Consider the following 16,921-nt stretch of genomic DNA (forward strand, 5'->3'; position numbering starts at 1 on the left):
ACACGTTTCACCACGAAACTTCCTGAACTTAACCCCGATTAAGACACTACGACAACAGAAACGTTGATTGTAGACGGTGTCAGTAAAAATTCAGCCGTCGACGGCCAGTTCCGTCTCGAGATCCGCTCCGTTCAACAGCGACCGAACCGCGGCGACCGATTCCGTAACCTCCGGCGCGCTCTCGAGCAGCACGGTCTCACTCGGGAATAGCTGTTCGCCCAGCAGCAGGCCGTGTTCGCGGGCGGTCGAGCCGGTGACGGTGAGGTAGACGCCGAGTCCGGCGTCGGCGATGGCGGCTTCCTCCTCGCGGCCGTCTTCGGGATAGGAGAACTCGACGTCGTCTAACGTTCGCGTTCCGAGGACGGCACGGACCAGTCGTTCGTATCGCGGTTCGATACACAGCGGCCCCTCGTACCCCTCGAGGAAGTCACGGTCGATCGACTCGTTTGCTGGCGCAACCTCGGGCGTAGCCATCAGTGTGTGATAGACTGTATCTCCGAGTCCGGTCACGACGCGAACGTCGGTGTCGGCTGGATCGATCCGAGCGTTCATATCCGCAATCCTGTCGATCGGCTCGGGACGGAGTTCGACGACCTCCTCCAGGATCAGGTCGGCGCTATCGAACCCGAGCGCGAACTCGTGGGTTCGCAGCGCCCGAAACGGCTCCTCGCGGCCGACCAGCCGAATCCGTGTATCGTCGGGAACACCCGCGACGTCCTCGAGCGGGATCGTGACGCTGTCGAAGACGATCCGTCGTGGGTGGCCGGCGCGCGTGTCCCGGACGAGCGTGTACTCGGGTTCTGTCGGATCGTCGACGTCGCTGTACTCGGCGAGACGATGGTAGACGTCCTCGGCTGGCTCCTCGAGGTTTCCTTTCGTTCGTGCCTTCTCGTGACGAAGCGTCGAGGTGACGTCGTCTGCAAGCTCTGGCGCGTCGAGTCGACGTGCGAGCCGGTCCAGTACCGACTCGAGCGGTCGCCCTTTGCGCGGAACTGCGATCGGAATCGTCTCGCCCATCGATATCGACCGGGTCTCGACTGCGGACGGATAAACGAGTTGTGTTTCCACACGAATACGGCCGCGAATTACGTCGGCCGAGAGAAAAGCCGATTCAGTCGCCGGAGAACATCGAGCCGAGCTGGTCGCGCCACTCCCGGAGGTCCGTCACGTCCTCGCGGACGTCCTCGAGTTCGGATTCGATCTCCTCGACGTCGCTTTCGAGTGCCTCGAGTTCGTCCGTGACGTCTGTGACGTCGTCGACCTCCTCGCGGACGTCCTCGAGCCCGCTTTCGACGTCTTCGACGTCGTCCTCGAGCGATTCGACGTCGCCTGCCACGTCCTCGACATCCTCGAGGCCGTCTTCGACTTCTGCGGTCCGGTCTGCCAGGTCGTCGACCTCGTCGGTCACCGACTCGAGGTCGTCCTCGACGTCGTCGGTCCGATCGCCGATCTCGTCGACGTCGTCTTCGATATCGGTCGTCCAGTCGGTGAGCGTCTCGATTTCGTTCTCGGTGTCGTCGAGTCGCTCCTCCGTTTCGTCGACCTGTTCAGTCATCGACTCGAGGTCGTCCTCCAGCGAGGCCAGGTCCTCGCGGAACTCGTCGAGGATGTCGCTTGCGGTGCCGTTCTCGCTGATGAACTCCTCGAGTGCACCGGTGTAGGCGGCGACTTCCTCGACGCGGGACTGGAGGTGGTCGAGTTTCGCGAGGTCGGCCGGCGTCGGCTCGCCGGCGTCCTCGTCGTCACTCTCGCGTTCGATCTCGAGTTCGGACTGGAGGGTCTCGAGGTCGTCGTCGTCGACTTCGTCGTTTCGAATCTCCTCGGCGAGCCGTTCCGCGACGGAGCGATCGGTCAGTTCGTCGGCGACGGCAGCCGGGTCGACGGTAACGTCGCCAGTGGGAGACGCGTCGCCGGCCGGGTCGTTGCCGGTCGACGTCTCGTCGGCCGCTGGCTCGGTTTCGGAGATGGCGTCGGTCGCAGATTCGGGGGTCTCGTCGACTGCCGGTGCATCCTCCGTTTCCGGTTCCGCTGGCTCCGATTCAGCGAGTTCCGAGTCGGTGTTCACGGTGGCGTCCTCGGACTGGACGTCCGCTTCCGGCTCTGCCGTCAGTTCGATACCGTCCTCGTGGTCCGGTTCGTCGTCGGTCGCTTCCTCCTCGTCGAACCCGAGGTCGATATCGGGCGCGTCTTCCTCGTCGTCCTCGTCGTCGGGCGAGTCGACCGGTTCGGCGTCGACGTCCTCGAGGTCGAGGTCCAGACCGCCTTCCGCCTCCGTGTCGGGAGCAGGGTCGTCGCTGGCGTCGGCTGCTGCCGGTTCGTCGTCCGCAGCGGGGGGTGTGTCGGAAGTGGAGGTGTCGTCCGATTCGCCGACGACGCTCTCGCCAGTCTCGCTGTCTTTCAGCCCGGGGACGGACTCGGAGCCACCGGAGATCATCTCTTTGACGGCACGGTCGCTCTCGCCGGAGACGATGCTGTCGATGACCGCGTCGTCGACCTCGTCGCTGGTCGACCGCTGTTCGTCCGGGTTCACCTCGACGATCGTCGGCTCCGTCATGAAGTCCGCGGCGGCGCCTTCGTCGTCGATCCGGATGCCGTACACCGTCACGAGCCGTTCGCCCGCCTCGAGCGTGTGCGTGAACTCGACGTGGTTGTCCTGGAAGGCCGTCCAGTCGTCGCTGTGGTATTCGGGGTGGAACCCGATCTTGTCCATCGGGAACGAGTCGGGGATATCTTCGGAGAGTCTAAATTCGACCGTACTGTCGCGCTGGGATTCGATCTCGAAGCGGATCGCAGGAACGGGGAACTCCTCCGCCGTAAACGTCTTTCTGACGTTTAGCCCGTCGGCGCTGACTTCGATCACGTCGTCCGCGTCGGCGATGCTACTCATGAGACTAACGTTACCGTACCATTACTATAAATGGTGCGGGGAATTGTGACGAATTATATATCAGTTCGGTCACCGATCTCGACGACCTCGAGCCGTTCCGGGTGGTCGAAACTCGCGGCGTGGTGATGAAGGACGGTCGGATCGGCGGTCAGTCCTTTCCACATGTCCCAGTGGCTTGGCAGGAGGCGGTCGAACTGGAGGCTCGATGCGGCCTCGACGATCTGGTTCTCGTCGTTGTACCACCGCGTCCGTTTGGGTTCGCGGGTTTCTTTGTCGGGAATCTGCCCGACGGTGCCGAACGCGAGCACGCCGAGGTCGATGTCGTACTCTTCGCCGATCCGATCGAACGCGTCGCTGGGCTTCGTATCGCCGCCGTGGAAGAAGGTGCCCGCGTCGTGTTCGATCACGTAGCTCACCGGATGGGTCGCGTCGGGGTCGTGGGCCTCCTCGACGTGGATCGTGAACTCACCGATATCGAAAGTGTCGCCCTCCGCAATCTCCGACAACTGGTCCTCGGAGACGTCCCACTCCTCGGTCCAGTTCTCCTCTTCCCGTGCGACGGTCAGACTATCGTCGGGTGCGTAAAACGTCGCGTCCGTGTTCTCGAGGATCGGTGCCTGGCTCGGCCCGTGGACGTGGTCGGTGTGTTCGTGGGTCGCGAGCACGGCGTCGGCCTCGGCGACGTCGTCGGGGTCGAACGGCACCGGGATCATCCGGACCGTCCGTGGCGGGTCGCCGAGTCCGAGGTAGGGGTCGATGAAGAGCGTCGTTCCGCCGGAGCCCTTGAGAACGAAGCCGTTGCAGCCGAGATACCAGACGGCGACGCCGTCGGGCGTCGCCTCCTCGACGTCGCGAACGAGCCAGTCTCCCCAGTCGCTTTGCATACTCGAGAGGTCGTGAACCGACTGGGTAAGTGTTGTTGTCTCGATTTCGAACGCCAACCACGGTCGATGACAGCCGAGAAAACGACGCTACACCGACTGACCGACCGAGATGAGTGTCTCGCAATCGTCGGCCGTTCGAACGTCGACGCCGTAGACGCGTGGTTTCGCGTCGTCGTCTTCGTTCCCGTCGATCCAGGTAGTACAGACGATCCGTTCCTCGCTGGTCGACACTCGATCCGAGTCCGCCTCGTACTCGAGGAGTCCGACGTCGGAGAGCGTCGACAGGTGCCCGTGGACGAGCGACGTGTGGACGCGGTCGATCCGATCCTGGGTTACGTCGCGTTCGGTCGTCGCGGCCTCACGAGCGGCGACGGCGCGAGCGAGTTCCGCGGTCGTCAGTGGACGATTAGCGTCGCTGAGCGCGGAGAGGGCGGCCAGTCGGCGTGGTTCCGCAAGCGCGTGAAACGCTGCGTCGAGTTCGTCGCTCGAGGCGTCGGTTCGACCGGAGACGATCTCCACGATCTCCGGGTCGTCGTACGCCCAGTGGTCGGTCGTCGTGACGGTGCCGTCGTCCACCGTGACGAGGTCAGCGTCGCGCAGTGCCGGCAGTAATCGATGTGTGCAGTCGATCAACGCACGGTCGTGGTCGTCGTCGCTGACCGCGTCGACCGGTTTGTCGTTCGTTACTGCAGCGACCTCGAGTGCAAGGTCGTTTTTCCCGATTCCGTCCGGCGATCGCTCGTACGCGAGTCGGAGAACCTCCCGTCGGCTCTCGTCTGCCAGTGCTCGAAAGACGTCCGCTCGAGAGTCGGTCGGTCGGCCGTCGGCAGGTGAGTTAGTCATCGACTACTGGTCCGTCCTGTTCGGGCAAAAGAACTGCTCCAAACTAGTTTGGAAGAAGTGGAGTATTACGCCTCTGCCGCTGAAATTCTCCAGAACCTGTGATTCACGAATCGATGAAAAAGAGAACGAATCGAGGACCGACCGGTACGTCGCAGACGAGGAGCAGATATAGTAGCCGCTGCAAGTCAATGCACACCTGATCGCACGACAACTGTGCGATCAGTGTGTAAATAGTTGCAGTTGTTACTATAGAGAGCGAACGCGACGACGGTCCGCCAGAGGACCCCATCGACGCCGGACCAGTCGAGAACGACGCCCAGAACTGAACGCGGTCGGGACGGCCAGCGGCGATTCGGTCCCGACTCGAGACTGCAGTCGGTCGAGTTCGACCGACTACCAGGTTCCGTGGAAGGTGTCGAAGGAGAGTTCGTCGAGCGGTTTGTTGCCGACGGCGATCTCGTACTCGCCGGGGGTGAGCATCGGCTTGTGGAACTGCGGGCCGTCGTCGGTCGTGATCCGCGGACAGCCGGTGTTGACGAACGCGTCCATGTCGAAGTTCCGCAGCCGATCGGGGGTGACCTCGTCCATCGTGATGAGGTAGGCGTCGTCGTTGTCCTCGAGGATCTCCTGGGCGGTCTCCCAGCGTCCCTGGCCGATCTTGGTACAGAAGATGACGCCCCACTTCTTGGCGTCCATCGCCTTGTGGACCGAGGCGTAGCGCTGTTTCATGAACTTCTCCGTGTCTGCGGCGGTGACGACGTTGTTGACGGGGTCGGCGATGACGACGTGTTTCTCGGGGTGTTCCATCGCCAGACCGAGCGGGTGGAACTTCCCGCCGCCGACGTACAGTACCTGGTCCGCGGGGACGTCCGCGCTCGCGTAGTTACAGCCCAGGACCTGCCCCTCGTGGGTCAGTCGGTCGTCCCCACGGCGGCTGTGGACCTCGTAGCCCTGCTCTTCGAGGAATTCACGCATTTCCTCGTAACGGTTCATATGCTGAGCCGTCGTCACGAGCCCGACGTCCGCCGTCTCGTCGGGTGACTCGAGGGTATCCAGGGCTTCCTCCATGATCGGCAGGACGTCGACGTTCGAGAACAGCGGGACGTAGATCACCTTGTCCGTGTCCTTCATCGGGGAGTGACCGAAGTGGACGAAGACGTCGGTGCGTTTCATCAGGTAGGTGTCGAGGTCGCAGGCACCGTAACAGGGCTGTCCGGAGAGCATGAAGGTGACGTCGTCGCTGGTGCGTTCCCGGAGGTCGTCGGCGACGGCGGGACCGCGCCGTTTCAGTCCCTCGGGGAACTGCAGTCCGACCTTGGTCGCGTCTCGTTCCTCGATCGCCTCGATGATCTGCTCGAGTTCGTAGTCCCACTCGCGATCGTGTTTGAGACGCATTCCGGTGTTCCGAAGATCCCCTTCGGTGTACTCCGACTCCTGACTCATTAACCGCGGTAACGGCCACGGACGTATAACGCCGACGCTTCACGATCCTTATTTTCGATCCTGGTACTGGCGACCCAACAGTCATAGTACTGGAGTCTAAACGAGGGTGTAATGTCAGCTGAGGAGTCCACAGACGGGTATCTCTTCGACCTCTACCGCCAATATATCGGCGAACCGGAGGATCGGACCGACGTCTACGTCGGCTTCGGACTGTTCCTGGGCGGCATCGGTCTCGCCGTCGTCGCCCTGCTGCTCTTTCTCTGGAGTACGACGCTCGAGGCTCGCTCGTCGGCGTACTTCGCGTGGGTCGAACCGGCGTACATGGTCGCGATGCTGTCGGTGCCGCTGGCGCTTCTCGGCGTCGTCGTGTTGCTTCCGTCCGAACGACGCATGCTCTATACGTCGATCGCCGGCGTCGCGATTACGTTCGGTGCCGTCGTCGGCTTCTACGTGGCCTACCCCGAAGACTGGCTGTACGGCGATGACTACACCGTCGAAATCGTCGCAACGTACGCGATCGGACTCGCTGGCGTCGCCGCCTCGACCGGCGCGGCGCTGATCGCCCACTACCTGGATATGGCCCAGACCGTCGACCGCCTCGAGGAAGCGACCGAGGAGACGGAGACCGAATCCTACACCGACGAGGAGATTCAACAGGACATCGACGACGCGATGGCCGACGTCGAACTCTCCTGGGGCGGCGTCGAGAAGAACGACAACACCCGTCTGAGCTTCTCGGACCACGAGTTCGACGACGTCGAAGTCGACACGAGCGCCGGGACGACGACGACGCGTTCTTCCGGGATCGACGCGCAGGTCAACAGCCTCAAGGGGCTCAAAAGCGGTGAATCGAAGACGACGACCTCGAGTGCAACTGTCGACGAACAGACCGAAAAGCTGCGAGAACTCCGCGAACAGAAGCGGGCAGAGGAGGAGACAGACGACGAGGGCGACGCGAAAGCGAAACTTACCTCGATCGTCGACCGATTCCGGGCATTCGTCGGCAAGAAGTAATCCTCTCTTACTTTCAGGGAGATAGTATATTTACCATTAATTCGAGATTGAAATTAATAGACATAGATTTATAATCCGTCAGCCGCCTTGCTCAACTATGGCCAAAGGCCTAGACGTCGGTACGATGAACATCCTGTCTGCACAGCAGGATGGGAACGACACGGTATTCGTGCAACAGCGCAACTCCTTCGTCGAGATCGAGTACTCGGATATGGCCGAGCAGATGCTCTCGCGGAGCGAAGTCCTCCACATTCGCAAGGACGATAAGGTCTACGTCGTCGGCGACGACGCCTTGAACTTCGCGAACATCTTCAACAAGGAGACTCGCCGGCCGATGAAACACGGGATCCTCTCGAACGACGAGCAGAGTGCGATCCCGATGATGAAGCTCATCATCGAACAGGTCGTCGGCGAACCCGGCTATCCCGACGAGAAACTCTACTTCTCGACGCCTGCCGACCCGATCGACTCGGATCTCTCGACGCTGTACCACCAGAAGACGATCGAATCGTTCCTCAACGACATGGGCTACGACGCAGAGCCCATCAACGAGGGGATGTCCGTCATTTACAGTGAACTCGCGGACAACAACTTCACCGGACTGGGCATCTCCTTCGGTGCCGGTATGACCAACGTCTGTCTGTCCTACTACGCCGTCCCGGTCATGAAGTTCTCCGTCGCCCGCGGTGGCGACTGGGTCGACGAACAGGCCGCTCGCGCGACTGGCACGCCCGTCGACAAGGTGACCTCGATCAAGGAAGACGACTTCGAACTCGACTTCACGACCGACGTCGGTGGCGTCGAAGGGGCGCTGTCGATCTACTACGAGAACCTGCTCGATTACGTCATCGACAACATCGTCTCGGAAGTCGACGACGAAGACGTCGAGGAAGGACTGGACGTGCCCGTCGTCGTCACCGGCGGCACCTCGAGTCCGGACGGCTTCGAGGAACTGTTCCGTGACCACCTCGAGGAGGCGAACATTCCGTTCTCGATCAGCAGCGTGAGCCACGCGGACGAACCGCTTTACAGCGTCGCACGCGGTGGTCTCGTCGCCGCCCGCTCCGACGAGGACGTCGATACGGGAGAGGCGGTCGCCGAAGACGACAACGAAGAAGAGGAAGCGGAAGCCGCAGCTGCAAACGAGTAACTACTCCGTTTTCCGTTCGTCACCGACGATTCGAAGGCGCCCGAACGCCGGTCACTCCTCGTAGAACCGATTGAAGGCGTCCCGCCAGGATTCGGCGTCTTCCTCGTCGGGTTCGTGTTCGACGGGGATGTCCGCGTACTCGCAATGTGGACAGGTAATGGTCGAGACCTCCCCGAGGGTGAGTTTCTCGAGCGAGCGCTGACATCGGGGGCACTCGTCCATACGTAGTCGTGCTCCGGACCGTCCTTAACTCTATATGAAATTGTTTTTTGGCTGAGTGTTTCGCTGCCGGATCCGGGTTCGAACCCGATCTGCCGGCCAGCCTATTACTACTGCGTATTCAACAAAGCTTTTGTATGCGGCCTATGTATGGGGTAGTAATGAGTACCACTTCGTCCCCCGACCAGCCGTCACCGATCGAGTGTTGTGATCAGACCGACGTCACCCCCGTGAGCATCGACGCGGCCGCCCTCGAGTCGACCGCGCCTGGCTACCTCCGCGACCTCAAACGCGAACTGGCGGAAGCGAACCTCTCGCCGACCTCGCTGACCATCAACGCCTGTTTCGAGGAAGACTGCTCGCTGGCGACTCAGGAGGAAGTCGACCGCATCCGAAGTCACGTACGTGCAGGCGCGTTCCTCGGTGTCGGCTCCGTCGTCGTCTCCGTCGACGACGTCGAAAACCCCGAAAAAGTCCGTCCCGCGCTCGCGGCCTGTGCCGAACGAGCCCAGCGGGAAGGGATCGTCCTGGAACTCGAGGGGCCTATCACGCTCGAGGAGTAACCTGGACGCGATGGCACCGTCCCGGCGGACGCTCGCTCGCGAACTCGAGTCGATAGCTGACTTTTCCGATCCGTCTCCCGACCTCGAACAGTACCTCACACCGCCGGAGATCGCCGCCCACCTCTGTCACCTGGCCGGTTTGCAGGGAGACCTCGAGCGCCCCGTCGCCGACCTCGGAACGGGAACCGGAATGCTGGCAGTCGCAGCCTCGCTCGCAGGCGCACAACGGGTCGTCGGAGTCGACGTCGACCCGGACGCGCTCGCAGTCGCCCGCGACAACGCAGCCCAGGTCGGTGGCGACGTCGACTGGATCGTCGGCGACGTAACCCGACCGCCGCTGTCTCCTGACGCCGACGTAACCGTCGTCTCGAATCCCCCATTTGGCGCACAGCGCGGAAACCGACACGCCGATCGCGAGTTTCTCGAGACCGCCCGAACGATCGCCTCGGTCTCCTACACGATCCACAACGAGGGGAGCCAGGAGTTCGTCGAATCCTACGCCGCAGACGAGGGCGGCGAGGTCACCCACGCGTTCCGGGCACCGTTCCCGATCGAACGGCGGTTCGAGTTCCACACCGAAGCACGCGAGACGCTCGAGGCGGAAGTGTTCCGGATCGAGTGGCGATAACGATACGGACTGCTGTGAGTCATCGACGGCGCAACCGCGACCCGTTTTGCGGTTGTACCGTAACTCGTTCCAGCAGACCGTTTCACCCCTCGAGGTGGCTGATCCGGGCATACCGGCCGGCCCGCCAGCCGGCGACGAGTGCGACGAGAGTGCCGACGACGAACGCGATGGCGAACCCGATCAGGTAGACGTCCGGCGGCGTCCGGACGAGGTCGTCGAAACTCACGACTTCGGCCCCGATCCGGTTCAGTCCGTTCGCGAGCAGTGGCGTCGCGGCGAGTCCGGCGAGACCGCCGAGGAGTCCGATCACGAGCCCCTGTGCGCCGATCGTTCCCGCGAGGAGCCACCGCGAGAGGCCGATCGCCCGGAGCGCGGCCAGTTGTTCGCGTTGCTGGGCGGCGACGAGCGCGAACAGGTTGACCGTCAGGACGACGCCGCCGACGATCGCGAGGCCGACCAGGGTCGCGCCGCTTGCGACCACGAGCGGCTGTTCGCCAATCATCGCCTCGACCTGCTCGTCGCTGGTGCGCACGTCGTACTCCGGATACGATTCGTCCAGGTCGGCGGCGACTTCCTCCCGGTCGGCGTCGTCGGCTACGTCGGCCGTCAGGAAGGTCGCACGGTCGGTTCCGGAGGTGCCGGCGACCGCCTGCAGGTCGACGAGTGGCATCGTCACCGTCTCCGAGCCCAGATACTGCGAGTAGTAATCAGAGGTCCCGACGACGGTGAACTCGTACTCCGGTGCCGTCTCCCGACTGGTGCCGACGTAGAGCGTGTCGCCAACCGAGACGTCGAGACTCTCCGCGACGCGGGGGTCGAGCACGATCTCGTCGGTCGCCGGTTCGTCCCGGCGGGGCTCGTCGCTCTCGTAGGCGTCGTCAGGCGTCTCGAACCCTTCTCCGTCCTGAAAGTCGAACCCCTCGTGAGTCTCCTGGACGCCGACTGCGGGTCGTCGTTCCAGTTCGTCCGGCTCCGTCCCGACGTAGACGTCCTGAAGTGCGATCGGCGTCGCGAAGGTGACGTCGTCGCGGTCCGTCAGTTCCGCAGCAGTGCCGTGAGCGCCGACGATCGGATTCTCGGTCCCGCTGGCGGCTGGATCGACGGGCTCGCTCGAGATCCAGATGTCCTGATCGGCGTTCTCGAGTCCGTCCTCGCCAGTCTCGACGACGCCGATTCCGAGTCCGGCAAGCAGCGTCACCGAGAGTACCGCGAGTGCGACCGCGAACACGGCAAGGGCAGTCCGTCCGGGCGACCGGCGGAGCTGGGCGGCAGCGATACCGACGATCGCCCGCGCTCGAACGAGGCTGGTGGCGATCATCGGCCCACCTCCTCGAGAACGGACGTTCGCGCCGCGATCGCCATCGGATAGGGAACCGCGACGGCCCCAGACACGAGTCCGACGGCGACGGCGTAGGGGACGAAAAGCGGGTGTGCCTGGGCGATCGTGTCCGACGTAACGACGGCGTCGAGGAGTTCGATCCCGGCGATCCCCAGCGCAGCGCCCAGGAGTGCGCCACAGACGGTCGTCACGATCGTCGACAGCCCCACGACTGCGAGTCGGCTCGAGGTCGGAAAGCCGATCGACTCGAGGACCGCCAGCGTTCGCCGGTCCTCGTCGACGGTCATTCCCGCGGTCGTCGCGACGAACGACGTACAGATCGTCAGCCCGACGATCAGCGCGAGGAGGCTGGTCGCGAACGCGAGGCCGTCGTCGAACAGCGCCGAGGGGTCGGTGGCGTCGTCCGTCTCGATCGCAGCGTCGGGGTACTCCTCGCTCGCGGCGGCGGTCGCGGCCTCTTCGTCGCCCCACACCAGTACGTGATCGGCGAGTTCGCCGTCGGCCGCACCGGAGACGTCCTGGAGTTCGCTCAGGTGGACGAGCGCGACGGGGGCCTCGCTCTCCTCCGGCCCGTCCTCGACGGCAGTAACCTGTACCGTCGGCGTCGGCACTTCGTCGCCACCGGCACTCTCGAGTCCCGAGACGGCGAGATCGTCGCCGCTCGTGGCCTCGAGTCGCTCCGCCGCGGACGAGGAGAGGACGATCTCTCGCTCCCGCGGTCCGTCGTAGGCACCGTCGGCGTAGTGTGGATCGCCGGGCTCGAGCCCCCCGGTCGACAGACCGGCGACGGTTCTGTTCTCGTCGTCCGGAACGACGCCGACGACGAGAATCGTCCGTGGCTCGCCGTCGTCGCCAGCCGACTCGAGTCGAACCCTCTCGACAAGTACCGGCGACGCGTGGTCGACACCGTCGTCTTCGCGGATCGTCTCCGTGCGCTCGTTCGTCTCGCCGAGTCGCGGCCCTTCGACGCCGTCGACCGTCGAGATCGTTCCGGACCCTTCCGGGGCGACGGTGACGTCGGCGTCGTCTTCGTTCGTGACGCCGCCGTCGGCGAGCGCCAGCGCCATCCCCGTCACGATCAGCAAAAGCGCGATCGTCAGCGCGACGGCGGCCGTCATCGCCGCGATCCTGCCCGATCTGGTCCGTGTCGCGCGTTTCCACAGCCGACCTACCGAGAGCGAGACGACGCCAGCCCAGCGCGATCGGCGGCTCCCGTCGCCGTCAGTTCCCATCCATCACCACCCGGCCGTCACGGAGCGAGATCACCCGATCGGCGACCGACAGCGTGGCCTCGTCGTGGGAGGCGACGAGCACAGCCCGGTCGCCGTCGCGACCGACGTCGGTCAACAGTTCGAGGACGTCTTCGCCTGTCGCGGTGTCGAGTTCGCCGGTCGGCTCGTCGGCGACGATGACGTCCGGGTCCGTTGCGAGCGCCCGTGCGAGAGCCACACGCTGACGCTCGCCGCCGCTCAACTCGCCGGGGAGGTGTGTGGTTCTGTCGCCGAGTCCGACCTCCTCGAGCAGCCGTTCGGCTCGCTCCCGGCGACTCGAGCGGCCGACGCCGGCCTGAACGAGCGGCAGGGCGACGTTTGCCCGCGCCGACAGCGACGGGAGCAGGTGAAACCGCTGGAAGACGATGCCGACGTGACGCCGGCGCAGTCGCGTTCGCTTCCGATCGGAGAGTTCGGTGACGTCGGTTCCCAGCAGTGAGACCGCCCCCTCGGACGGAACCAGCAGTCCCGCAACGGCGTGGAGAACCGTCGACTTGCCGCTCCCGCTTGGCCCTTTCAGGCCGACTACTTCGCCGGTCTCGACCCTGAGTGAGACGTTTCTGAGCGCGGTGACCGACCGCTCGGCTCCCGCCCCGTACTCGTGGCTCACGCCCTCGAGACGGACGGCCGTCGTCCGTTCAGTACGGTCGCGTGTGCGAGACCCCGCTGTGGCCGTCTGCCGTCGTGATCGTTCGAACATCGGTTCGGTCAGTTGCACGAGGAGACGGCCCACCGGGGCATTGTTTCACACTCGCTTCTCCCGGTTGGGTTCGGTTACAGCGCGTCGCAGGGCGACGCCGTCCGTCGAAACGTCCACGTACAGCCGACTGTCCGGTGCAGTAACGAGACCGAACTCAGCCGTCGTAGGTTTCTTCGCTCGCGACGGCGACGACCGTTTCGTCCGTCATCGCGTAGATCGTTCCGTCCTCGTGTTCGAACTGCACACCGGCGGCGGACGTCGACTCGTCGGTCTCAGGGATAGCCGCAGTCTCGGCGATGCCGGTCTCGGCCGAAGCGACCTCGAGACGGAACTCGCCGTCCTCGGAGAGTACCGTGATCGTCCTGTTTTCGACCAGGACGTCGGCCTGCACCTCGCTGGACTCGTATACGACCTGCTGGTCTTCGCCGCGTTCGGCCATCCGAATCTGGTAGACGGGTTCGTTGCCGACCGGTTCCCAGCCCGCGCGTTCGACGACGACGCTCGAGCGCCAGCCCGGACCGCCGACCGTGACGGTTTCGTTACCCGTGTACGCGAGGTGCTGTTCGGTGACTGCCTCGATCCAGAGGTTCCGTTGCTCGCTCGCGACGATGACGCCGCTTGCCTCGAGTCCCTCGCCTAGCTGGTCGATACCGAAGTCGGAAACGAGTTCGTTCTCGACGTCCTCGGCGTACTCGATCGTGTAGTCCTCGATTTCGATCGCCGACTCGGGCGATTGTGGACTCGCGTCGACCGCGACGACGTTGACGGGGATAGCCATCCCGACGAGAGCGGCGAGAACCAGCAACACGACGAGCAACGCCCCGCCGCGGCGACTGTAGCTCGACAGATTCGTCGTCCGTTCGGTCCGGTAGCCGCCGGCTATCTCGTGGATTCGACCGAAGTCGGGACTGCTCGAGCGTGCAAGTTCGAGGGGGCGATCGACTGCCCACTCCGAGCCTCGCAGACGAACGAGGAAGCGTTCGACTCGCTTCGGGAAGAGAGAGCGTTCGGATGCGTAGAGCGCAAGCGTGATCACGAGCGCGAGCGCGACGACGAGTGCGACGCCGGGGCCCTGGAACAGGTAGAAGGAGTTGCCCTCTCCGAACCAGTAAATCTGCCAGAGGCCACTCGAGATCGCATAGAGGACGAGCGCGAGCCAGAGGTGGAACGGATCGGGCCGGTTGTTCCGCCACTCGATGAGGGCAATTCCAAGCACGAGACCGATGAAGAAGCCGAGTGCGTGGCCCTGGATGGCGATACCGGCCCACGACGGCGGCGTCGGTGGAGCGGGTTCGGCGACGTAAACGTGGATCGGATTCTGTAACGCGCTGTAGACGGTATACAGCGCGCTCTGGACGCCAAGCGTTGCGATCAACGTCACGATCGGGTAGTGAACGAGCGCGAAGGCGGCGAACGCGAAGACCACGCCCGAGAAACCGATCACGGGACCGAGTGCGAAGAGACTGGTGAGCAGTCCGACGCCGATCACGACCAGTGGGAATACGACCAGCGCGCGAATCCAGGGTCGTCGCCACGGTGGGTCGGCTGTGTCGTCGGCGTCTCGTCCCTGTGGATAGTGTCCCCAGGCGAACTCGGCGATCGGTGCGGCGACGAGCGTCCCGACGAGATTACTGATGAGATGGCCGGGACCGGCGTGGGAGAACGACGCCGTCGCGATCCCGAGCGGATAGAAGTACGACCAGGAGCGGTAGGGAAGCGTGACGGGATCGGAGAAGTCCGAGATACCGTCCTGGACGAACAGGTAGACGGCGAGTACGAACGCGATCACGACGAGGGTTCCCCACGGGATGCCGAGGACGAACCGCGACCGCGCCAGTTCCTGCCAGCGTCCCCCGTGTCCGTATTCTCTCTCCTGGAGTCGCTTGACGATCGCGACGGAGACGAGAAGCGTACCGAGGACGACAGCCGAAAGCAGTGTCGCGATCGAGAGCATGTGGCTGTGGTTAGACCGGAGCCGTATAGGAATTACCCTCTCGGCACTCGAGTGCGAGGTCGACGATCGTACGGGAGTCCGTGGAACCGCCTTCGAAAGGTACAAGCGGCTGACGGCCGGATTCGGTGACATGGAACTGCGGGTCACCGATCGGACCGAGGACGAACTCTCGATCGAAATCGCCGGCGAGGACCACACGTTCATGAACGTCCTCAAGGGGGCACTGCTCGAGAACGACGACGTGAGTGCGGCGACCTACGACGTCAATCCGGAACAGTCGGGTGGCCAGACCGAGCCGATCCTGACGATCAAGACCGAAGGCGACGTCGATCCCATCGACGCCCTCGAGGCGTCGGCAGCGGACGTCCGCGAGAAGGCCGTTTCCTTCCGTGACGCGTTCGAAGCAGCAGCCTAACTTCTTTCCTGCGGCGTCGCGACGCCATCGGTCGAGGCGTAGTGCACCCGCCGATCCTCGGCGACCGTCTGACTGACGCGAGCGACCTCGAGCGCACCACCGTCTGGACGGTCGACGATCAGTACCGAATGGCGAGGCGACGCGTCGGCAGTCTGTTCGTAGGGATTCGTCTCGTAGCCGTGGAGGTGAATCCCGTTCTCGAGCGGTTCGACGCGCACCCAGCGATGGGCAACCGAACTCGAGCCATACCCCGACTCGACGACGATCACGATGCGCTCGTCGAAGTCGACTGACTCGAGTGCCGTTCGTGCGTCGCTATCCGTCTTCTCGAGGTCGACGACCGTCTCGAGGTCACGTTCGCTCGCGAGGAGGCGAACGCTGTAAACCCCACCCTCGAGTTCCGTCGCTCGGCCCGCGAGCATGGATTCGGCCAGGCGAACCCCCGAGACACGGTCGAACTCGACTGTCGGTTCAGTCGCCATCCCTTCGCCGAGGTAATCGTCGTTCCACTCCTCCCAGGGCTCCTCGCCCGACGGATTCGGACGCTCGGGGTCGTGTGGTGGCTCGTCGACAACGGGCGTTTCGAGTGGCTCGTTCTTCCCTCGTTCGTCGCCGGGATTCGACGCGGCTGGCCCCTCGAGACAGCCGGCAGTCACGGCCACGAACGCGAGGGTCGTCTCTGTAAGAAGCGCCCGTCGAGACGTGACACTCGTCCGGTCGTCCATACTGCTCGTTCCAGTAGCCGGACCAAGTGTCTTCATGAAGCTCAAAGAACGGTTTCAGCCTAACAGGTTGCGTAGACGACGTAGACTGTCCCGTCGACCTGGTGTAAGTCAACCCCTTCGATCGTGGCGGATCCACCGATAATCTCGTCGCCGACGTCGGACGCGAGCAACCGTTCGGCGACGGCGTCCCCAAGTGCCGCCTCGTCGGTGTACTGTTCGCCGGCGTCAGGGACTGCTACTTGTCCCGCTTCCGGTTCGGCGGTACAGTCCACGTCGAACTCCGAAAGCGGTACACCATCGGGGTCGGCGTCGTCGTACTCGATCGCGATCAGCGCACGGTTCTGGTACTCCGCGAAGGCCGCGAGCCCTGCGTCGAGGGATCGCGGATCGTCGCGCTCGGCCTCGAGTCGTTCGTGAACCACTTCTTCGGTGTCCTCGAGGTCGATCCCTGCGACCGCACTGCCGTTTCCGGGTGCGTCGGGCGGCGTCGGCGTCCCGATCCCCGGCAGGATCGACGCCGGAATGATCCCTGTCGCGAACAGCAGGAAGACGATCCCGACGACGGCGAAGACGGGAAGATAGGGTTTCGCGACCTCGAGCCAGCCTGGTGTGTCGAGTTCCTGGTCGACGTCGTCGTAGGTCTGTTCGGTCTTCTCGAGGTCGGGGTTCCCACAGCGCGAGCAGGGTGGATTGTTCTTGACGTGCTCGCGCCCGCAGTTGGGGCACTTCCAGACGTAGGTCGTCCCCGTGTCGACGGTCCTGGACGCGGCAGTGTCGTCGCTCTCGCGGACGATCGCCTCCTCGAACTTGTTGTGCCCGCAGTTGTCACAGGGTGGGTCGTTTTCCTCGTGTGGTTTTCCACACCACGTGCACCGCCACTTCACTG

General features: G+C 63.8%; 17 protein-coding genes. 5 read left to right on the plus strand and 12 right to left on the minus strand.

From position 1 onward, the window contains the following. Positions 1-90 precede the first annotated feature (90 nt). The 5 genes from BLR35_RS18625 to dph2 all read right to left on the minus strand — a co-directional run bounded on the left by BLR35_RS18625 (position 91) and on the right by dph2 (position 6,057). Positions 91-1,017 carry a phosphoribosyltransferase HisG-related protein gene (locus BLR35_RS18625; RefSeq protein WP_090385466.1) on the minus strand — a complete coding sequence of 309 codons (927 nt, stop codon included), beginning with the start codon at positions 1,015-1,017 and terminating at the stop codon, positions 91-93. Between the two features lie 94 nt (positions 1,018-1,111). After that, the gene (locus BLR35_RS18630) at positions 1,112-2,887 is read right to left on the minus strand and encodes an AAA family ATPase (RefSeq protein ID WP_090385470.1); all 1,776 of its coding nucleotides are present in this window, start codon (positions 2,885-2,887) and stop codon (positions 1,112-1,114) included. Between the two features lie 53 nt (positions 2,888-2,940). Then, complete coding sequence (locus BLR35_RS18635) at positions 2,941-3,771, minus strand: MBL fold metallo-hydrolase (protein ID WP_090385692.1); 831 nt, start codon at positions 3,769-3,771, stop codon at positions 2,941-2,943. A gap of 87 nt (positions 3,772-3,858) precedes the next feature. After that, entirely contained in the window at positions 3,859-4,614 is a 756-nt protein-coding gene (locus BLR35_RS18640; protein ID WP_090385472.1) for a DUF7344 domain-containing protein, read from the minus strand. A gap of 393 nt (positions 4,615-5,007) precedes the next feature. After that, on the minus strand, positions 5,008-6,057 hold the full coding sequence (dph2, locus tag BLR35_RS18645) for a diphthamide biosynthesis enzyme Dph2 (RefSeq protein WP_090385474.1): 1,050 nt from the start codon (positions 6,055-6,057) through the stop codon (positions 5,008-5,010). Between the two features lie 111 nt (positions 6,058-6,168). Between dph2 and BLR35_RS18650 the strand changes: the two genes are divergently transcribed. Both BLR35_RS18650 and BLR35_RS18655 read left to right on the plus strand, forming a co-directional pair. Beyond that, positions 6,169-7,071, plus strand: coding sequence for a cell division protein CdpA domain-containing protein (locus BLR35_RS18650; RefSeq protein WP_090385476.1), 903 nt, complete (start codon positions 6,169-6,171; stop codon positions 7,069-7,071). Positions 7,072-7,168: 97 nt separating this feature from the next. Next, the gene (locus BLR35_RS18655) at positions 7,169-8,221 is read left to right on the plus strand and encodes a disk-shape morphogenesis protein volactin (protein WP_090385479.1); all 1,053 of its coding nucleotides are present in this window, start codon (positions 7,169-7,171) and stop codon (positions 8,219-8,221) included. Positions 8,222-8,272: 51 nt separating this feature from the next. Here BLR35_RS18655 and BLR35_RS20425 read toward each other — a convergent pair whose 3' ends face one another. Continuing rightward, positions 8,273-8,443, minus strand: a complete 171-nt coding sequence (locus tag BLR35_RS20425) for a zf-TFIIB domain-containing protein (protein ID WP_139169325.1) — start codon at positions 8,441-8,443, stop codon at positions 8,273-8,275. 158 nt (positions 8,444-8,601) lie between these two features. Between BLR35_RS20425 and BLR35_RS18660 the strand changes: the two genes are divergently transcribed. After that, complete coding sequence (locus tag BLR35_RS18660; protein WP_090385481.1) at positions 8,602-9,003, plus strand: DUF7961 family protein; 402 nt, start codon at positions 8,602-8,604, stop codon at positions 9,001-9,003. Between the two features lie 10 nt (positions 9,004-9,013). After that, positions 9,014-9,631 carry an METTL5 family protein gene (locus BLR35_RS18665; RefSeq protein ID WP_090385483.1) on the plus strand — a complete coding sequence of 206 codons (618 nt, stop codon included), beginning with the start codon at positions 9,014-9,016 and terminating at the stop codon, positions 9,629-9,631. Positions 9,632-9,713: 82 nt separating this feature from the next. On the opposite strand, the gene BLR35_RS18670 is transcribed toward BLR35_RS18665, so the two are convergent. The 4 genes from BLR35_RS18670 to BLR35_RS18685 form a co-directional block, all read right to left on the minus strand. Then, on the minus strand, positions 9,714-10,949 hold the full coding sequence (locus tag BLR35_RS18670; protein ID WP_090385486.1) for an ABC transporter permease: 1,236 nt from the start codon (positions 10,947-10,949) through the stop codon (positions 9,714-9,716). Further along, positions 10,946-12,202: an ABC transporter permease gene (locus BLR35_RS18675; protein WP_090385487.1), complete on the minus strand. Its 1,257-nt coding sequence runs from the start codon at positions 12,200-12,202 to the stop codon at positions 10,946-10,948. The genes BLR35_RS18670 and BLR35_RS18675 overlap by 4 nt, the downstream gene beginning before the upstream one ends. Then, positions 12,192-12,941 carry an ABC transporter ATP-binding protein gene (locus BLR35_RS18680; protein WP_090385695.1) on the minus strand — a complete coding sequence of 250 codons (750 nt, stop codon included), beginning with the start codon at positions 12,939-12,941 and terminating at the stop codon, positions 12,192-12,194. The genes BLR35_RS18675 and BLR35_RS18680 overlap by 11 nt, the downstream gene beginning before the upstream one ends. Positions 12,942-13,095: 154 nt before the next feature. Next, positions 13,096-14,895 carry a rhomboid family intramembrane serine protease gene (locus tag BLR35_RS18685; RefSeq protein WP_090385489.1) on the minus strand — a complete coding sequence of 600 codons (1,800 nt, stop codon included), beginning with the start codon at positions 14,893-14,895 and terminating at the stop codon, positions 13,096-13,098. A 130-nt stretch (positions 14,896-15,025) separates the two neighbouring features. Here BLR35_RS18685 and BLR35_RS18690 point away from each other — a divergent pair, with 130 nt between their 5' ends. Beyond that, the gene (locus BLR35_RS18690; protein ID WP_090385698.1) at positions 15,026-15,310 is read left to right on the plus strand and encodes a DNA-directed RNA polymerase subunit L; all 285 of its coding nucleotides are present in this window, start codon (positions 15,026-15,028) and stop codon (positions 15,308-15,310) included. On the opposite strand, the gene BLR35_RS18695 is transcribed toward BLR35_RS18690, so the two are convergent. Together BLR35_RS18695 and BLR35_RS18700 are read right to left on the minus strand one after the other, a co-directional pair. Further along, positions 15,307-16,035, minus strand: coding sequence for a hypothetical protein (locus BLR35_RS18695; protein ID WP_090385492.1), 729 nt, complete (start codon positions 16,033-16,035; stop codon positions 15,307-15,309). The two genes, BLR35_RS18690 and BLR35_RS18695, sit on opposite strands and share 4 nt — an antisense overlap. Positions 16,036-16,094: 59 nt before the next feature. Beyond that, positions 16,095-16,919: a zinc-ribbon domain-containing protein gene (locus BLR35_RS18700; protein WP_090385494.1), complete on the minus strand. Its 825-nt coding sequence runs from the start codon at positions 16,917-16,919 to the stop codon at positions 16,095-16,097. Positions 16,920-16,921 lie beyond the last annotated feature (2 nt).

The organism is Natronobacterium texcoconense (assembly GCF_900104065.1).
Classification (GTDB): Archaea; Halobacteriota; Halobacteria; order Halobacteriales; family Natrialbaceae; genus Natronobacterium; species Natronobacterium texcoconense.